The organism is Cryobacterium arcticum (genome assembly GCF_001679725.1).
Classification (GTDB): domain Bacteria; phylum Actinomycetota; class Actinomycetes; order Actinomycetales; family Microbacteriaceae; genus Cryobacterium; species Cryobacterium arcticum_A.
This window is the reverse complement of sequence record NZ_CP016283.1, coordinates 56,476-71,046: the sequence shown is the minus strand read 5'-3', so window position 1 is coordinate 71,046 and position 14,571 is coordinate 56,476. Positions and strand designations below refer to the sequence as shown.

Sequence of the window (14,571 nt, the reverse complement as noted above, 5' to 3'; positions counted from 1 at the left end):
TACGCGACCGCGCCGCTGAGCGTGGAATGTCTCTGAGCGACTACATCGCCTCAGTTCTTGCCCGAGATGTTGGCCTTGCCAAACTCGCGCCCCAAGCCGCTATCCGCCACGACGAGGAGCTGCCCATCAGCCAGGTCGCTTAAACGAAAAAGCCCGCCGCTTTCGCGACGGGCTTCTACAAGTTTCGTAGCTCAAACCCTCTGTGCTTGCCGGCCCGAGGTTCGAGCTAATCCAGATCAACAGCCCTCACGGGAGGTTTCTCTATGCCACAGAGCATAGCCGATTTCACGCCAAATGCACCCAAGAAGGTGTTCGGCGTGTCCACGCAGCAGTGGACAGCGTGGGATTTGACGCGCCGGATTAGCCCGCGGGATCAGGTCCGGGTGATGAAACGCGACGCGTATGGCCGGATCGACGAGAACAACTACCCCTCGATTCACCGGGTTGGCCCGGTCGAGCCCACGACGCCGTGGGCGATGAACCTGGCGGATGACACCGGTTTGTTCTGGTTCCTCTGCTTCGACTTTGACGGCAAGATCCGGGGCGCGGTCGACGCTGAGTTGATGGAGCAAGCCGCCGACCAGTGCGATGCTCTGTCTCGCACGCTCGACGAATTGTCGATCGAGCATGTCGTGTGTCAGTCCTCCGGCACTGGCGGCCGCCACCTTTGGATCGCCCTCCAGGACGGCGCAGCCAAGAGCAGCATTGCTCCTGTGGCCCGGGCTGCTCAGGTGACGTATAGCCAGTTGGACTTCGGCATGCTTCTGAACACTGTCACCGGCGCCGCCCGTCCCCCGCTGTCCCCGCATCGGGACGGTAGCCGCTCCACCGTGCTCCGCGGCACCCTGGCCAGCCTGGCGACCCCGTCGACGACGACCGCCGACCTGGCAGCCCTGGCCGGCCTGCTCGAGGAGCGGAAGCCTGCGCTGCGGGCGCAGGAGAGCCGCCCGTCCGGGCCCGTGAATACCCAGCACGTGGGCCACCGGGCGTTGAGCGCTGCGGGGGCCGCGCATATGGCCACCATTGACGGCGGCAGTAACCCGTCTTGGACCGGGTTCATGTGTCTGCTCTCGGCCGCGAACGCCGGCTGGACTCTCCAGGACGTCGAACACGCGGTGAGGAACGCGCCGGGGATGGAGCATTACCGGACGAAGAACACCGGCCGCGGTAGCCGCCGTCCCCGCTCCGCCGGTGAGGCCCGGGCCCGTCTGGAGCGCCAGTGGAACGTCGCCGTGCAGTACGCGGCCCTGCAGCGCCCGCTCCCGGCCGAGAAGACGCCGGAGGACCTCACGGAGCTGGACGCCATCGTCACCGGTGTCGCGGAGCTGCTGGAGCGGTTCCGGGTCAACCCCGGCCGGTGGGGTGCGACTGAGGCGACGTCGAACCAGCAAACGATTCTCCGCGCCCTGGCGTACCTGACGTTGCAGACCGGCAAACGCGTTGTCGCCGCCTCGATCCGGGACCTGGGCCCCATGGCAGGTCTCGGCCGGACCACCGCGGCCACCGCGCTCACAGCCCTGACGGAGGCCGGCTATGTCGAACGAGTCACGGCCAGCGACGAGGGAAACGCAGCGGAATGGCGCCTAGTCTCCACGTTTTCCACAACCCCACGTATAGTCCGGTCACAACCACTAGATAACCCCCGCCCCCCTGCCGCCGATCTGCCTGTCGTTACTCGTAGCGCTGCCGAGCTTTTTAACACCCGTGCCGCTCTGGTGGCCCAGCTCGAGGCGCAACTCACCGATCAACGTCACGACCTCTTCACCCGCCGCGGGTTGGGTCACCTCGCCGGCAAGCTCTACGCCCTCTTGAAACAGCACCCCTCCCTCACCGTCGAGACCGCCGCCCGCCTGCTGGGCGTTACTGCCCGTCACACCGCGACGATCCTGGGCCGCCTCCGGCGCCACAAGCTGCTCGTGGGCCACCGTGACGGGTGGGCCAGGTCCAAGCAAGATCTCCGGGATCAGGCCGCCAAAATCCTCGGTGTGGCCGGGACTTTGTTGGCTCGGGCCGAGCGGTATCGGGTGGAGCGGGAGGTGTGGGCGTGGTGGCAAGCCGAAGTCACCACCATGAATACTCACCCCCGGCACCGGCCGAAGCGCCCGCATGTGTCGAGTCGGCCGTTGTTTGAAGCGAGCAATGCTGGGGAGCGGGTGTGGCCGCGGTATCCGCGGGCCAGCAACAACCTGGCCGACCACCGAAGCGCGCTCGAGCTCGTCGCGGCCGGCAACCTCAACCCGGAAAGCCGGTGGCAGTACCTGGGCGACGCGGCGTAGGTGCGCGGTTCGGCCGCGAGGGGCCGGTTCGAGCTGGGCGGCACGTCATCGAGCATCATCGTCAACCCGCCGGCACTGTTGGCTTGGAGGAGCATCTCGCCAACCCGGATCCGGTTCAAAGCTGGCCGGCGGATAGCGAGGTAGCGAAAGTGCAGGGAAATGCTGGGGTGCAGCCAGATGGTGGTGCGGGATTCATGGGTATTGACGTGCCGGTTCCAGCTGAAGTAAAACGGCTCCTGCGCCACAAATTTGCTCCCCACGACAGCTTCCAGGTTGGCTAAATCGCTGTCGGGGATGGTGACGTGGATCAGTGAGTTGTAAATCAACTGGCCCATCTCAGGCCCGGGCTCGCCCGGGCCTGGCGCACTGTTGCGATGAGCGGGTCGTTGTCAGTTGGTGTGGCTGGCGGTGCTGGTTCATGGTGGTGCCCCCGAGCGTGAACCTGGTGCGGTGGCCGGCGCAATCACGCGGCTCGCTCAGCGGAACCGGTACCCCTATCGGGTCCGTTGATACCGCATCAGAGCCTCACCGTACCAAGACCCGACGCCCCGGCGGCTCCCCCGTTCAGGGGTGCCGGGACAGGTGAAGGCCGTAGGCGGAGCCGCTGCGCCGCCGGTTGTTGATTCAGGCGCATTTTTTCGTCTGTCTGCCCGGTCATCGTAGTTCGCTCCCACGCCTACGCGCCCACACTCTCGGACGCGGTCGCACGCTCCCTTATTTCGCCCGAGACTGCGGGCACTTCGGCGCTCCCGCTCTCAATCGATTCTCTTGCCAGACAGGCAAAAAAATCAGTTGAGCGGAGAGTCTCATGTATTTGTCCCACGTCGTTGTCACCGGGCCTGTACGTAGCAGTGATGACGTTGCGGCCGACCGGAAAGCCGCGAACGCGTTCTTCGCCCGATACGCCACCCCGGGGTGGAAAAAGGCTCGGGATCTGGACCGGTTGGTGGAGTTTTACAGCCACGACTGGAACTTGATTTGCTGCACCATTGAGGCCAAAGCCTGGTCGCTCGAGCATGGCCACGATCTCGCCGCCACCCGGGTCGCAGCCAAAGCGGCTCGGGCTGCGGCGGAGGCGTTGGATGCGATTCCGGCTCGGGATGACTCCAAGCTTCGCCCGTACGTGCACTACACGACCATCCGGCGGATGCCCGCGCCCGGCCTGACCGCAAGCCCGATCGGGGAACGCCTCACCGGACGGCGCGAGGCGGCCCGGTTCTGGGCGTTGTGCGCGAACCCGACCCCGGTGTTCATCGCCAAGGTTCTGCACGCGGGCCACCCCTTCACCCGGTGGGCCCTGCTGAACCCGGGCTACGGCCCCGTGCACGACGCCCCGGACAACTACCAGGGCACCACGCGCACTCCCAAGGAGCTGCGGTTCCGGAAAGGTACCATCCGACCCGGTGGCATGAGCTACGACCGGGCCCTCGAGATCGCGTTGCAGGCACTGCCGGTCAAATGAGTGCGGGCCGCGGCCGCCCCGTGACCGGGGCGGCCGCGGGTGAGGGGGCGACCCGCCCCCTCACACTCCCCCACCCCGGCAAGTTCTCCACAGGACTCCACATCCGTCGGCGGCCGGGCGGCGGCCCGGCTTAGCGTTCGAGGACCCGCTACTGGAAAGGACGCCCTTATGCGTTTCATCAAACTTGCCGTGACCACCTACGAGCACGACCGGACCCGCCCGGTGGTCGGCGTCGACGATGTGTGGATCAACCTCGACCAAGTTGTCTCCATTCAGGAGCAGCTGGATAGCAACACCTTCGCCGATGCCGTCCGGATGGGCATCACCCCAGAAGAGCACTACCCCTGCGTGGAGCTGAGCATGGCCAACGGGACCACTCACCTGGTGTCGCTGGGTGTGTATGGCACGCAGGCGGCGGGGTTTGACGCGATCGCCAGGTTCATGCCCGCCCTCATCGGCGCCGGCGCCACGCAGGAGGACCAGCTTGAGCAGCTCCTCACCGAATTCCCGGCAGTGACACCGCTCTAACCCCAGGCCACAACCCGGCAGGGGTCTGCCGTGGTCGTTGGTGGGCAACGGTAGCCACGCTGTCTGCGGGCCGCTGGGTAGTGGAGCAGGGCGCGTAATATTGATTCAACCCGGCGTCACAGTCCCCCCGCTGTTGCGCCGGGCCCCAGCATCGACACCGACAGCGTTTCGACGTGATTTCGCCGCAATCCCAGCTAGGTCGAGTGCGTGCAGCACCCAAGAACGGCCGGAACCTGCGACGACCAGCCACACGCCCCTGACGGGCCGTGACGGAACGCGGCTGGGCCGCTGTACTCGTCCCCCATTTTGAGCCGCTGCGCGGCCGGGGGTTATCAGAGTGATATCACTCTGAAGCCAGGACGGCGATGCCGTCACAAGTGAATTGGAGCCGCTGCGCGGCACTGTCCAATGGGCCTTTTTGTCCTTTCTGGCGTTTCACCGTAGCTCCCTCCCGTGCCTCCGTCACCCAAATTCTCGGACGCGCCCTGCGGGCTTATTTCGCCCGAGATTTTGTGCACTTCGGCACTCCCGGTCGCTATCGATTTCTCTTGCCAGATAGGGCAAAAAAACAGTTGTTCACAAGGGAGAAACCTATGGCTGAGTCAGATATCGAGTACGAGAACACCTACCCCCGGGAGCGCTACGCCTCCGGGTGCGCCTGCAGTGGTTGCCGGTCCGAAGGTGCCGCAGACACTGCGCCGGGCGAAACCTGCACCGCCACACGTTACGCAGACAGCTTCGCCTAGATCAAGGGAAAAAGACTCATGCTCACCATCACCCACACACACGAAGCCGGAACCATGATCGACGGCACCAGCCGCGGCGACGGAACCGCCGAAGTCCTCAAGTCCACCGGATGGCGCTGGGGCCGCAGCATCAGCGCCTGGTTCGTCCCCCAGTCCCGCGACCGCCTGCCCAAGCTGCACACCATCACCCGCACCAAGACGGCACTTGAAGCCGCCGGGTTCGAGGTCACAACCGAAATCGACAACAGCCACCGTGCTACCGCAGACGTCGAGGCCGGAAAGATCGAGCGCCAGGCCGACCGGGTCGCCGCCCTGTCCGCGAAAGCAGAGCGCAAGACCAGCGCGGAAGATGCTGCCTACGACAAGGCCCGCGCAGCGCTGGACCGGCTGCCCGAGGGAGGCGAGCCGATCAAGGTTGGCCACCACTCCGAAGGCCGCCACCGCAACGCGATCGCCAAAGCAGATATTGCCATGCGTAAATCAGTCGAAGCCAGCGCAGAGGCCACCGTTGCCCAGGCCCGCGCCGACGCGGCCACGCACACCACAGACGCCCGTTACAACCCGGTCACCGTGGCCAACCGCATCGAAACGTTGGGCGCTGAGCTCCGCAAGCTCGAACGCCGCATAACCGCGCAGTGCTACGACGACACACGCGGCTATATCGACGCCACCGCCGAGCAGATCCAGGCCCTCACGACCCGCCTCGCCCCGCACATCGACGAGAAGCGCGACCAGATCGCCTATTGGGAAGCCGTACGCGCGGCCCAGGTCGAAAGCGGCACGGCCACCGGCTACGACCGCTCCACCGTCAAGAAGGGCGACCGGGTGAAGATCCGCGGCCAGTGGCGCGAAGTCGTGCGCGCCAACCTCAAAACAGTCAGCGTCACCACCGGCTACACCTGGACCGACACCGCCCCGTACGCCGAGATTCAGCAGCTCGTGCGGCCCGAGTAATCCCGCCCCAGCGGCCGGCCCACCCCGGGCCGGCCGTGAAGGGGCTACCCCCTCACACTCCCCCACCAGGTCACGCCGGCCCACCCGGCACCCCACCTCGAGCAAGGCACCGCAGCAGGACCAAGGAGAACCGGCCATGATCATCACCTACCAGCGCCCTGACACCCTCGACGCAGACCAGCTCGACCAGGACGCCCCCGACGCAGACCTCAGCCCCACCGGGGCGACGTGCGGCACGTCGACCGTCGACGTGCTCGGGGTCCCGTGGAGCTGCAGCAGAGCACCCCACCCCGGCCAGGACGAACACCGCGCTACGGTCACCGCCGCCGGTGACGGCCCGACCGGCGCCGTGGCCATCGCGTGGACGTACCAATACGCCACCGACGAGCAGCACGGCGACGTCGACCACGCTGTACCCGCCCAGAGCATCACCATCACCCTGTCGTTTCCCGACCGAGCTGCACGCGGTATAAACGCGGCCGCACTGATCCAAAGCATGATCGACGCCGGACTAGGCCACTTCTGGGAAGGCGACCAGGACGACGTGCTCACCAGCTCCACCACGACCGCCTAACCGCAGCGGCCGGCCCACCCCGGGCCGGCCGTGAAGGGGCTACCCCCCTCACACTCCCCCAGGTGGAGCCGGCACGGAGGCCGGATCCACGCGGACCGGCTGCGCCGGCTGACCTGACAGAACTTTTCTTCCCTTGGTGGCCGGTCATCGTAGTTCGCTCCGTGCCTTCGTCACCCACAATCTGGCACGCGGTCGCAAGCTCCCTTATTTCGCACCAGATTGCGTGCACTACGGCACTCCCGCTCTCAATCGATTTCTCTTGCCACCAAGGGCAGAAAAACGGTGGACGACTACACAACCACTGCCCACGAGAGCCCGGGATCCCGCGTATCTCACCATCCTTGGAGAGGGAACACCATGACCAACACCACCATCCGCAGCGTCAAGATCAACCCGACCGAAACCATCACCACGCTCGACCTGGACAGCGCGAAAGGTGGCAACGACATAGCGGCCGCCATCGACTGCCGTATGTTCGCCGTCGTCGACCTGGCCGACAGCATCGACCTTTTCGTGGACGATGAGGGACTCATCAACGGGTCGACCCTGAACCTGCCCGCAACCGTGCTGGCCCACCTGCTCGGCAACCCGACCGTGATCTTTGGAACCGCTATCGCAGTCGGCACCAACCATGAGGGCCAAACCGTCGGGCTCAGCGATAGCCAGTTCGCGCGGGTCCAGAAGGCTTTCGCCCAGAAGCCCGACCCGGGAACTGTCGACACGCTCATTGAGAGCCTGTCGCCGTTCCCCACCATCGTCAGCATGCTCCGCAACATCTAGCGAACGGGAGGAAGAGAAATGGCCACCATGAGCATCCAGACAATCGAGACGCGCGTCACCAAGGTCGACAACGAAGGCCAGGCCCGCAGTCGTCAGCTCGCCAACCGCAGCGAGAACCTGAGCAGCCACGCACACGTCAGATACGTACTCAGCCACACCGCGACAATCGACGGTGCTGAATACGTGACCTTCGTCGACACTCTCACCCGCGTCAACGACTAACCATCCGGAGGGGCGGCCACGGCCGCCCCTCCCCCAGCCGGAAGGCAGCATCATGACCGAACGCTTCTCCCCCTGCTCCGACCACCAGAGCTTGCACCGCATGGACGACTTTGCGCGAGCGCTGTCAATCGCCAAGGGCTGCCCCCAGTGCCTGGTCGAGGCGAACTAGCCAGGGCCAACTCCCGGCTGGCCCTCGCGGGCCAGCCGGTGAGGGGCGGCCCCCTCACGCTCCCCCGTAAGCGCGATAACGAAGTGTTGCCCGTTCTTCAAGTCGATTAATTAATGCATGAAAGACAGAAAGACAGAAAGAATGCAGGAATGATTGACAGAAGGAATGCAAGCAGGAATGATTGAAAGCATGCAAACATTAATGGTCTACAGCGAATCGGGCGGCGTCTCGAAAACGACTACCGCCGTATCGATCGCAATGACGGCCGCCGAGCAAGGCCGGCGGACGGTCCTAGTTGATCTTGACCCCCGTGCAGCAGCGACCAAATGGCTCGACGTCGAACCCTCCGGTGAAGGCCTCCACGTCGGCGCGATTCTCGGAGACGAAGACCCGCAAGGATGGGGCGAGGATCTGGCCGTGCAGTCCACCTGGTCAAAGAATCTCCGCGTGATTCCTTCCGCTCGCAACGTCTCCAACCGTGAGGCTGATCGAGCAGACCACGCCGAATTGAGACTACGAACGGCACTTGTCGGCATCTCTGCCGACCTGGTGGTTATCGACTGCCCCAACAGGCAGGGCGGGCCGCTCATCCTGTCGGCCTTGAATGCTGCCGACTCGATTGTCTATGCCGCCACGGCCTCCAGTGACGGCGTGGATGGTGTTGCAGGCGCACGGCGCACTGTCGAACAGTTCCGCCTCAGCAGAACGCGCATCGCCGCACCCATCACGCTCTCAGAGGCCGGGATCGTCCTCGGCAGGGTCCAAGAAACAATCCCCTCCCGCCCAGCCGTAGCCAGCACGGACGAGCTGCGCGCTACCGGAATGCTTCTCATGCCCCTAGTGCCCGAAAGGGCCATCATTCAAGAAGTCCGCCTCACGGGGGAGTGGTACGGCAACTACAGAAAGGGCGCACCCGTCGTGGCCGCCTACGCCAAGATCGTGAACCAGGTGATTCGATGAGCGAGCAGCAGCAAGACCGCCCAGACCTCAGCCGCCGCCGCAAGCCGCAGGCGGCACCCGACGAGCGCGTAGACCCAGTGGACTACCGCCAGAGTGAGCCAGCCCCGCAGGCTGCCTCTGTGGCCGCACAGCCCCCCGCAGCCACGGCTAGCGCCGCACCGCGGCGCGGCCGGCCGCGCCGCGAGGCCACGGTGCCGTTCAGTACCCGGCTGGCACCAGATGTTCTCGAACTCATCGACGCGGCTTCGGCCGCGGAGGATGGGGCAACGATTCGTAGTGTGGTCGAGGCCGCCATACGCGAGAAGTACCAAACAAAATAACCATGCACGACGGTCACCGGCACGGAGGCCGGCACCCAGGGGAGCCGCTGCGCGGCACTGTAGAGCCTGTGATGCTTGCACCTGTCTGGTCGTTCACCGTAGTTCGCTCCGCGCCTTCCGTTCCAGGCTTTCGCGGCATATCCTCGCTCGCTGCTCTCGCTCCGGTATTCCACGACCCTGCACTACGGCACTCCCGCTCTCAATCGATTCCCTTTGCCAGACAGGCACAAAGAATTGTTGGTGGGGAAGGGACAAGGACATGAGTGAGTCAGTGGTCGTCTATACGTTGCCAGAGTGCCAGCCGTGTCGAATGACGAAGATGAAGCTTGACCAAGAGGGCATCAGCTACGCGGTCGTCGACCTGTCCAAGGACGAAGCCGCGCTCGAGCACATACGGGCGCTAGGACACCTGCAGGCCCCCGTCGTCGAGACGTCATCCACCAGCTGGTCCGGATTCCAACCCGAACTCATCACCGCACTAGCCGAATAGCTCGAACCCCTACCTAACCGCACAACCAATCGAAGGAGCAGAACCCATGTCAACTCAGCGCACGATCACCGGGAACCTCGCCGCCGACGTCGACGTAGTGAAGGCAGGCAGTCTCAACATCACGAAATTTCGAGTCATCGAGAACACGGGGGAGTACCGCGCCGGAAGGTACATGGAACACGTCGATGCAACGACTCACTTCGTTGAAGCCAAGTTCGAGTTGGGCGAGAACGCAGCGGCCACCCTCCACAAGGGAGATGCCGTGATCGTCGTCGGACGAGAGCACACCAACAGCTGGGGCCCCGAAGGATCCAAGACGTACGGCCGCGTCATCGACGCCGACTACATCGGCGCCGACCTCAGCCGCGCCGTGGCGCAGATCCGCCGCAACAGCAAGCCCGACGACCAGGCCTAACACCCGCTGGCCGCCAGCCGGCGGCCGCGCTAACGCGATCGACAGGAGCACCAGACATGACCAGCGACGACGAACGTCCCCCGGCGGTCCAGCATGCCGACGACGCGGCCGAGTCCATCCGGGCGCTCGTCGACGTAACGCATGCGGCCAACTTGCCGGCACCGCTCGTCTATGACGTCCTGGGAAACCTCAAATGGGTTGGCCACCGCCTCCCGGAAGCTCTGCAGCACCTCGCCAGCGGCCTCGGCCGCTCACTCGACCAGTACGACGTCAAGGAAGACGACGGAAGGGATCCCGTCCAGAGCATCGCCACGGCGACTGACCACCTCACCCGAGCTGCGCAGCTGGCCGACCAGCTCGCGGACGAGCTGGACAAGGCCCAAGGCGCGATCAGGGGACAGGGCTACCGCCCCGCTCCCACCGAATAACCGATCCTCGATTCGACCAGGTTCCACCAGGTCACGAGCCCACAAGCACGCCCCCGGCCGCCCTCTCTCCCGGCCGGGGGCGTTTCTCTGCCCGCGCCGGCTATGGCCGCGCGGCGCGGTTGTGCACGAGCACCACGAGCTGCAGCAGGATCCCGACAGTCAGGAACACGAACGCCTCGCCGCACGCCTGCAGCAGGTAAGGCGCCCAGCCATCGCGCACCAGGTGCACGAGTACCAGGCCGGTGATCACGACGCCGGCCAGGAGGGCGACGACGCGCAGGAACGCAGCGGCCCGGTAGGCGAACTCACCCCAGGAGGACGCCCACGGGCTATGTGCGCGACGTTGCGACTCCATCGGGCCATTGTGAGCCGACTCGCTGGCATCCGCCAGGAGTCCGGCTCATTTTCAGCCGAAAGTGATTCTGCCGATAGTGATCTAGGTCCGGGTGGCCACACCCGATCCCCAGCCGGCTGCGACGCCGAGGCATAGGGACGGTGTGGGTGCCGCCGTGGCACTCCGCCATACCGAGGGAACCTGATGAAAAAAAAGAAGAAGAACCAGCCGGACCGCCGGCGGGTTGAATGGACGCTGGTCTTAGTCGCATTCGTGAAGATACTGCCTCAAATCGTCGCGGTTATCGCCGTTGTCCTGGGGCTCTGAGGTCAAGGCAACTCGTGGTCAGGTTCACCCGACAGGGTGAGGGCGTCGATCGCCTCCGCCCAGGCGTAAGCCTCGATGGCTTCTTGAAAGGTCGGAGCTGCAACACGCTCGACCAGAACCTTCTTCGCGGTCAGGTCAAACAGCTGGACAACGCACGTATTGGTGGTCGGGTCGGCCGATAACTCCAGACGCACATGGTGTTGGTCGATGGACCCGAACACGACCACGCCGAAGGGGCCCGCAGGCCGCTCCGTCGAGGTCACGAACTCGGCCCCGCTCCGGGCCAGGCGGGCCTTGACCAGCTCGACCAGTGGCTCTGCGGAGCGCACACTCAGCATGTCCACCGATGGCCGCGGGGGAGCGGTGGGCGGGGCCGGCGCTGCTCGCTCAACGGCCGGCGCCCACACCCAGACGCGGTGAGTGCCGCTGTCCTCCCACTCCACATACACGGCGCGCGGAGTCCACGCCAGGGCCAGGGCTTGGACGTGGCGAGCTATTGCTGGGTATCTCACCCAGGCACGAACGGACGTAGGTTCGCTGGCCAGGGTGGCCGGCAGCCCGCCCAGCTCGGCGGGGGTCAGGCTGAACGGGCGAGGCACGAACTCGGCCGCGTATGACGGCTCGATCTGTTCGAGGGTGTCCGCCCGCACCGAGCGCTGCACGTGCGGGGTGTCGGGATGCTTAGTATCCGAACCCATAGACCCATTAGAACATAGGTTCGAATCTTTCGGAATGTGCTCCGAGCGCGCCTAGCGGCTGATGTGCCGGCGCACGTAGAGCACCAGGTGATCGGCCGGGATCACAGCGCGCAGCTGCTCGACTGCCGCCCAGCTGTCCGGAGCCTCGACCGTGGCCGGCGTTGATTCGCTCGCGTCCCGTGAACGGTGTGCCAAGTCCCAATGCATAACCCCCATTATCCGACACTGGACGCGGCGGCCAGAGGTCAGGCGAGGCGCACCAGGTTACAGGTCGGACAGCGCCAGAAGGGTGCGCTCGTTGACCCGTCGATCAGCATGGGCGCTAGGCACCGCTCGCAGTTCGGGGGAGCACCTAGAGAGTCCGATCGCATACTGGGGAACCTATCCGTGCCGCAGTGTGCACGCGAGCTGTGGACGTGTGAATGGTCAAGTCTTTGTGACGTGACCGTCGAGTCCTTCATAGAGGTCGAAGTTGCGTTCCCCGATGAGAGCTACCAGCGTGTCGAAGGCCTCAGTCAAACTGACCTCGGTAGCGAGGTCATTTGCCTCGAATGCTCGGATCGACGGAAGTGTGTCGTTGAGGTCGGCGAGGAGCACGTAAAACTTCTCGTATTGCTCGTCCCGTCCTGCGGGATCCTGCCTACCGGTGAAGAGCCTCAAGCGTGGGCCCGCGTTTAAAAATGTGGACTTCCGTCTTCCGGTGCCATCGGTTTCGGCACCGACATCGAAGATGAGTAGTGCGGCGAGCACCGCATATGGAAAGCGGCGGTGCAGCGTGACTGCCTCATTGAGCAGATCAGCACGTCGGTTGGTGAGGTTCTTTTGGAAGTTCTGCGTCTTCCCGTCGCGGAACAGGATTGTTTTTACACTGACAGCGAGGATGAGTCCGGATTCTTCCGTCGCCCAGGTGACGTCAACCTTTTTGGCCCCGATGCCGCCTGCCAGGCGCCGCTCCGCGCCGCTGGCTCCCGCCTCGCCGGGCCCAGTCGGTCGTGAGCCGTCCATGCCGCGTGCGCGGAGTTCGGAGGAGACCGCCAGTGCAACGGCCGCCGACAATTTCTCGTTGTAGTTTTTCTTCGTCGCCTGAGGGGCATCGTTCCCCGGCTTTGATCCACAAGAACGAATTGCGGCGACGAGTCGTTCGTCAACTGTTGGCACGTCGGCTCCTAGATTCTCGGCGTCCCGCGAGGGCAGCGCGGGCCGCGCGAATTTCGGCGACCTCGGGTCGGCGCATTCCAAGCGCTCGGACGAGGAGAACGTCATCGACGAGTTTCGCCGCCTCAAGCACGTTGCCGTTGCGAAGCTTCCCGGCGACCTGTGGCCGGATCGCGAGCAGTTCTTCGCGCGCTGCTGCGACGACGGCCGGGGAAGGGAGAGCCCAGAGGTCAGCCTCGCCAGGCTCGATCTTCAACATGCCGCCGCCATATGCGCGGCCCGTGAATTCGGCCCCGAGCATGGTGACAGAGTTCAGGGCCGCGACGGGCAACAGCTCGCGCCCGACTTTTCTGTGTTCGGGTGTGAGGTAGATCCCGTGAACAGAATTGAGGTGTAACGCGCCAGCGCTGTTGGTGGTGAGCCGTGGAGTGTCTGCGTTCATGTACGTCAGCAGCATGTCGGCCTTGGCGACTAGGGGGACGCGCCACCAGTCTTTCCGCACACGGCACTTGTAGGCGGTCTGCACCGAATCGACCTCGCCTTGGGCGATATATGCCAGGGCTGCGTCAGACGGGTCGCTCGCCGGACGGAACAGCATCGTCCGCTTTCCGGCGCTTCCAAGTTCGTTATGTGCACGAGTCGAGAACTCGAGCCCACGAAGATGGCTCGATCCGGGAGGAGAGAGACGGAGCACATCGCTAGAAAGCAGACCGAGCTCCGCCACCCGACTGGGGCTGAGGGCGAAGTACTTGTTGTTCCCGGTAACCATGCCGAGTGTCGTCTCACCCCAAGTTTTGAGTGCCGTAAAGGTTCCACCGAGAATCAACTTGGCGTAGATGCCGGCGGCTTCCGGGCTAACCGTAGATGCGGACCACTTTGCTGCCGGATCAGTCGGAGTCCATTTCGCGGCATCTGGCATATCTATTGTCAGCGCGCCCGCGTCGGTCACTTGTCTGATGCGAGCGTGGTTGGTGGAACCGCCGTAGCCGTCAGCTAGCAGCAGCAGCGCCTCCGTCTCTGCCTCCGCAAATACGCGCTCTTCGAATAGGACAAGGTCAACCTGGGAAAAGTTTTCGAACAAGAACCGCCGTACAGGTGCGGCGTAGTTCGCGTGTAGTAGTTCCGCCGGTAGGACGAAACCGAGACGCCCACCCGGTTGGAGGCTCAGCGCACCGTGAACGGTAAACGCGGCCCATGACGACGCAAGGCCAGACAGCGCGACTCCGCCGCGGAGCGCAGCAGCGCGCGCTTTTGCGCGGGAGTCGCCCGCAAAGTCCTGAAAACGGATGTATGGCGGGTTTCCCACCACGGCTGAGTAGCGACCAGCTGCCGGAGTGTCGAAGAAGTCACCGACCGCCATCTCGACGTTGCCGCCAGCATTCCTAACGCGCTCAGACCCGGCATCGGCGCTCCACTGGTGAAGTTCCACGCCGTGAACGTGCGGTGACACTGCCCCAAGCTCCTGCAGTCGTGCGACTGAGTGCACTAGAAATTCCGCGTCCCCAGCGGACGGTTCCAACACCGCGTCATCAGCGGTGCGGATGGCCCAATCTGCGACGAAAGAGGCAATTTCTGGGGGGGTGAAGAACGCACCCCGCGCCTTACGAAGTGCCCCTGTATCGAGGGGGTCCCGCGCGGCATTGTTCACAAGTCCATCTTGCCCTGCACCACAGACCCCCGCGCACCGCGTCCTAAAGCGATCGTTAGAAAGCAGTCGCACCGACCGCCCCGCG

Annotated in this window: 16 protein-coding genes; 11 read left to right on the top strand and 5 right to left on the bottom strand. The window is 64.6% G+C overall.

Annotated features, from left to right (window positions below; all coding sequences use genetic code 11):
- Positions 1–263: 263 nt before the first annotated feature.
- The 11 genes from PA27867_RS19580 to PA27867_RS19530 all read left to right on the top strand — a co-directional run bounded on the left by PA27867_RS19580 (position 264) and on the right by PA27867_RS19530 (position 10,324).
- Complete coding sequence (locus PA27867_RS19580; protein WP_084021479.1) at positions 264–2,276, top strand: hypothetical protein; 2,013 nt, start codon at positions 264–266, stop codon at positions 2,274–2,276.
- 808 nt (positions 2,277–3,084) lie between these two features.
- A complete protein-coding gene (locus PA27867_RS19575; protein ID WP_157109391.1) occupies positions 3,085–3,738 on the top strand; it encodes a hypothetical protein in 654 nt (217 codons plus the stop codon).
- 168 nt (positions 3,739–3,906) lie between these two features.
- Complete coding sequence (locus tag PA27867_RS19570) at positions 3,907–4,266, top strand: hypothetical protein (protein WP_066600521.1); 360 nt, start codon at positions 3,907–3,909, stop codon at positions 4,264–4,266.
- Between the two features lie 764 nt (positions 4,267–5,030).
- A complete protein-coding gene (locus PA27867_RS19565; protein ID WP_066600519.1) occupies positions 5,031–5,966 on the top strand; it encodes a DUF3560 domain-containing protein in 936 nt (311 codons plus the stop codon).
- 136 nt (positions 5,967–6,102) lie between these two features.
- The gene (locus PA27867_RS19560) at positions 6,103–6,540 is read left to right on the top strand and encodes a hypothetical protein (protein ID WP_066600517.1); all 438 of its coding nucleotides are present in this window, start codon (positions 6,103–6,105) and stop codon (positions 6,538–6,540) included.
- A 357-nt stretch (positions 6,541–6,897) separates the two neighbouring features.
- Positions 6,898–7,320, top strand: coding sequence for a DUF3846 domain-containing protein (locus PA27867_RS19555; protein WP_066600511.1), 423 nt, complete (start codon positions 6,898–6,900; stop codon positions 7,318–7,320).
- Positions 7,321–7,347: 27 nt separating this feature from the next.
- The gene (locus PA27867_RS19550) at positions 7,348–7,542 is read left to right on the top strand and encodes a hypothetical protein (RefSeq protein ID WP_157109390.1); all 195 of its coding nucleotides are present in this window, start codon (positions 7,348–7,350) and stop codon (positions 7,540–7,542) included.
- Positions 7,543–7,888: 346 nt separating this feature from the next.
- On the top strand, positions 7,889–8,671 hold the full coding sequence (locus PA27867_RS19545) for a ParA family protein (RefSeq protein ID WP_236900938.1): 783 nt from the start codon (positions 7,889–7,891) through the stop codon (positions 8,669–8,671).
- 639 nt (positions 8,672–9,310) lie between these two features.
- Entirely contained in the window at positions 9,311–9,481 is a 171-nt protein-coding gene (locus PA27867_RS19540) for a hypothetical protein (protein ID WP_420480703.1), read from the top strand.
- 46 nt (positions 9,482–9,527) lie between these two features.
- On the top strand, positions 9,528–9,896 hold the full coding sequence (locus PA27867_RS19535; protein WP_066600502.1) for a single-stranded DNA-binding protein: 369 nt from the start codon (positions 9,528–9,530) through the stop codon (positions 9,894–9,896).
- A gap of 56 nt (positions 9,897–9,952) precedes the next feature.
- The gene (locus tag PA27867_RS19530; RefSeq protein ID WP_066600499.1) at positions 9,953–10,324 is read left to right on the top strand and encodes a hypothetical protein; all 372 of its coding nucleotides are present in this window, start codon (positions 9,953–9,955) and stop codon (positions 10,322–10,324) included.
- A 100-nt stretch (positions 10,325–10,424) separates the two neighbouring features.
- Here the strand turns inward: PA27867_RS19530 and PA27867_RS19525 are convergent, their stop codons facing one another.
- From PA27867_RS19525 to PA27867_RS19510, 5 genes are all read right to left on the bottom strand, one after another.
- Entirely contained in the window at positions 10,425–10,679 is a 255-nt protein-coding gene (locus tag PA27867_RS19525; protein WP_066600498.1) for a hypothetical protein, read from the bottom strand.
- Positions 10,680–10,987: 308 nt separating this feature from the next.
- The gene (locus PA27867_RS19520) at positions 10,988–11,683 is read right to left on the bottom strand and encodes a hypothetical protein (RefSeq protein WP_066600497.1); all 696 of its coding nucleotides are present in this window, start codon (positions 11,681–11,683) and stop codon (positions 10,988–10,990) included.
- Positions 11,684–11,734: 51 nt separating this feature from the next.
- Positions 11,735–11,890, bottom strand: a complete 156-nt coding sequence (locus PA27867_RS21000) for a hypothetical protein (protein WP_167550884.1) — start codon at positions 11,888–11,890, stop codon at positions 11,735–11,737.
- A 219-nt stretch (positions 11,891–12,109) separates the two neighbouring features.
- On the bottom strand, positions 12,110–12,841 hold the full coding sequence (locus tag PA27867_RS19515) for a hypothetical protein (RefSeq protein WP_236900946.1): 732 nt from the start codon (positions 12,839–12,841) through the stop codon (positions 12,110–12,112).
- The gene (locus tag PA27867_RS19510; protein WP_066600494.1) at positions 12,828–14,486 is read right to left on the bottom strand and encodes an N-6 DNA methylase; all 1,659 of its coding nucleotides are present in this window, start codon (positions 14,484–14,486) and stop codon (positions 12,828–12,830) included. The genes PA27867_RS19515 and PA27867_RS19510 overlap by 14 nt, the downstream gene beginning before the upstream one ends.
- Between the last annotated feature and the right edge of the window lie 85 nt (positions 14,487–14,571).

Coding starts and splice junctions, on each gene's coding strand:
- PA27867_RS19580 (WP_084021479.1), top strand. CDS start 264: ATGCCACAGAGCATAGCCGATTTCACGCCAAATGCACCCAAGAAGGTG.
- PA27867_RS19575 (WP_157109391.1), top strand. CDS start 3,085: ATGTATTTGTCCCACGTCGTTGTCACCGGGCCTGTACGTAGCAGTGAT.
- PA27867_RS19570 (WP_066600521.1), top strand. CDS start 3,907: ATGCGTTTCATCAAACTTGCCGTGACCACCTACGAGCACGACCGGACC.
- PA27867_RS19565 (WP_066600519.1), top strand. CDS start 5,031: ATGCTCACCATCACCCACACACACGAAGCCGGAACCATGATCGACGGC.
- PA27867_RS19560 (WP_066600517.1), top strand. CDS start 6,103: ATGATCATCACCTACCAGCGCCCTGACACCCTCGACGCAGACCAGCTC.
- PA27867_RS19555 (WP_066600511.1), top strand. CDS start 6,898: ATGACCAACACCACCATCCGCAGCGTCAAGATCAACCCGACCGAAACC.
- PA27867_RS19550 (WP_157109390.1), top strand. CDS start 7,348: ATGAGCATCCAGACAATCGAGACGCGCGTCACCAAGGTCGACAACGAA.
- PA27867_RS19545 (WP_236900938.1), top strand. CDS start 7,889: ATGATTGAAAGCATGCAAACATTAATGGTCTACAGCGAATCGGGCGGC.
- PA27867_RS19540 (WP_420480703.1), top strand. CDS start 9,311: ATGAAGCTTGACCAAGAGGGCATCAGCTACGCGGTCGTCGACCTGTCC.
- PA27867_RS19535 (WP_066600502.1), top strand. CDS start 9,528: ATGTCAACTCAGCGCACGATCACCGGGAACCTCGCCGCCGACGTCGAC.
- PA27867_RS19530 (WP_066600499.1), top strand. CDS start 9,953: ATGACCAGCGACGACGAACGTCCCCCGGCGGTCCAGCATGCCGACGAC.
- PA27867_RS19525 (WP_066600498.1), bottom strand. CDS start 10,679: ATGGAGTCGCAACGTCGCGCACATAGCCCGTGGGCGTCCTCCTGGGGT.
- PA27867_RS19520 (WP_066600497.1), bottom strand. CDS start 11,683: ATGGGTTCGGATACTAAGCATCCCGACACCCCGCACGTGCAGCGCTCG.
- PA27867_RS21000 (WP_167550884.1), bottom strand. CDS start 11,890: ATGCATTGGGACTTGGCACACCGTTCACGGGACGCGAGCGAATCAACG.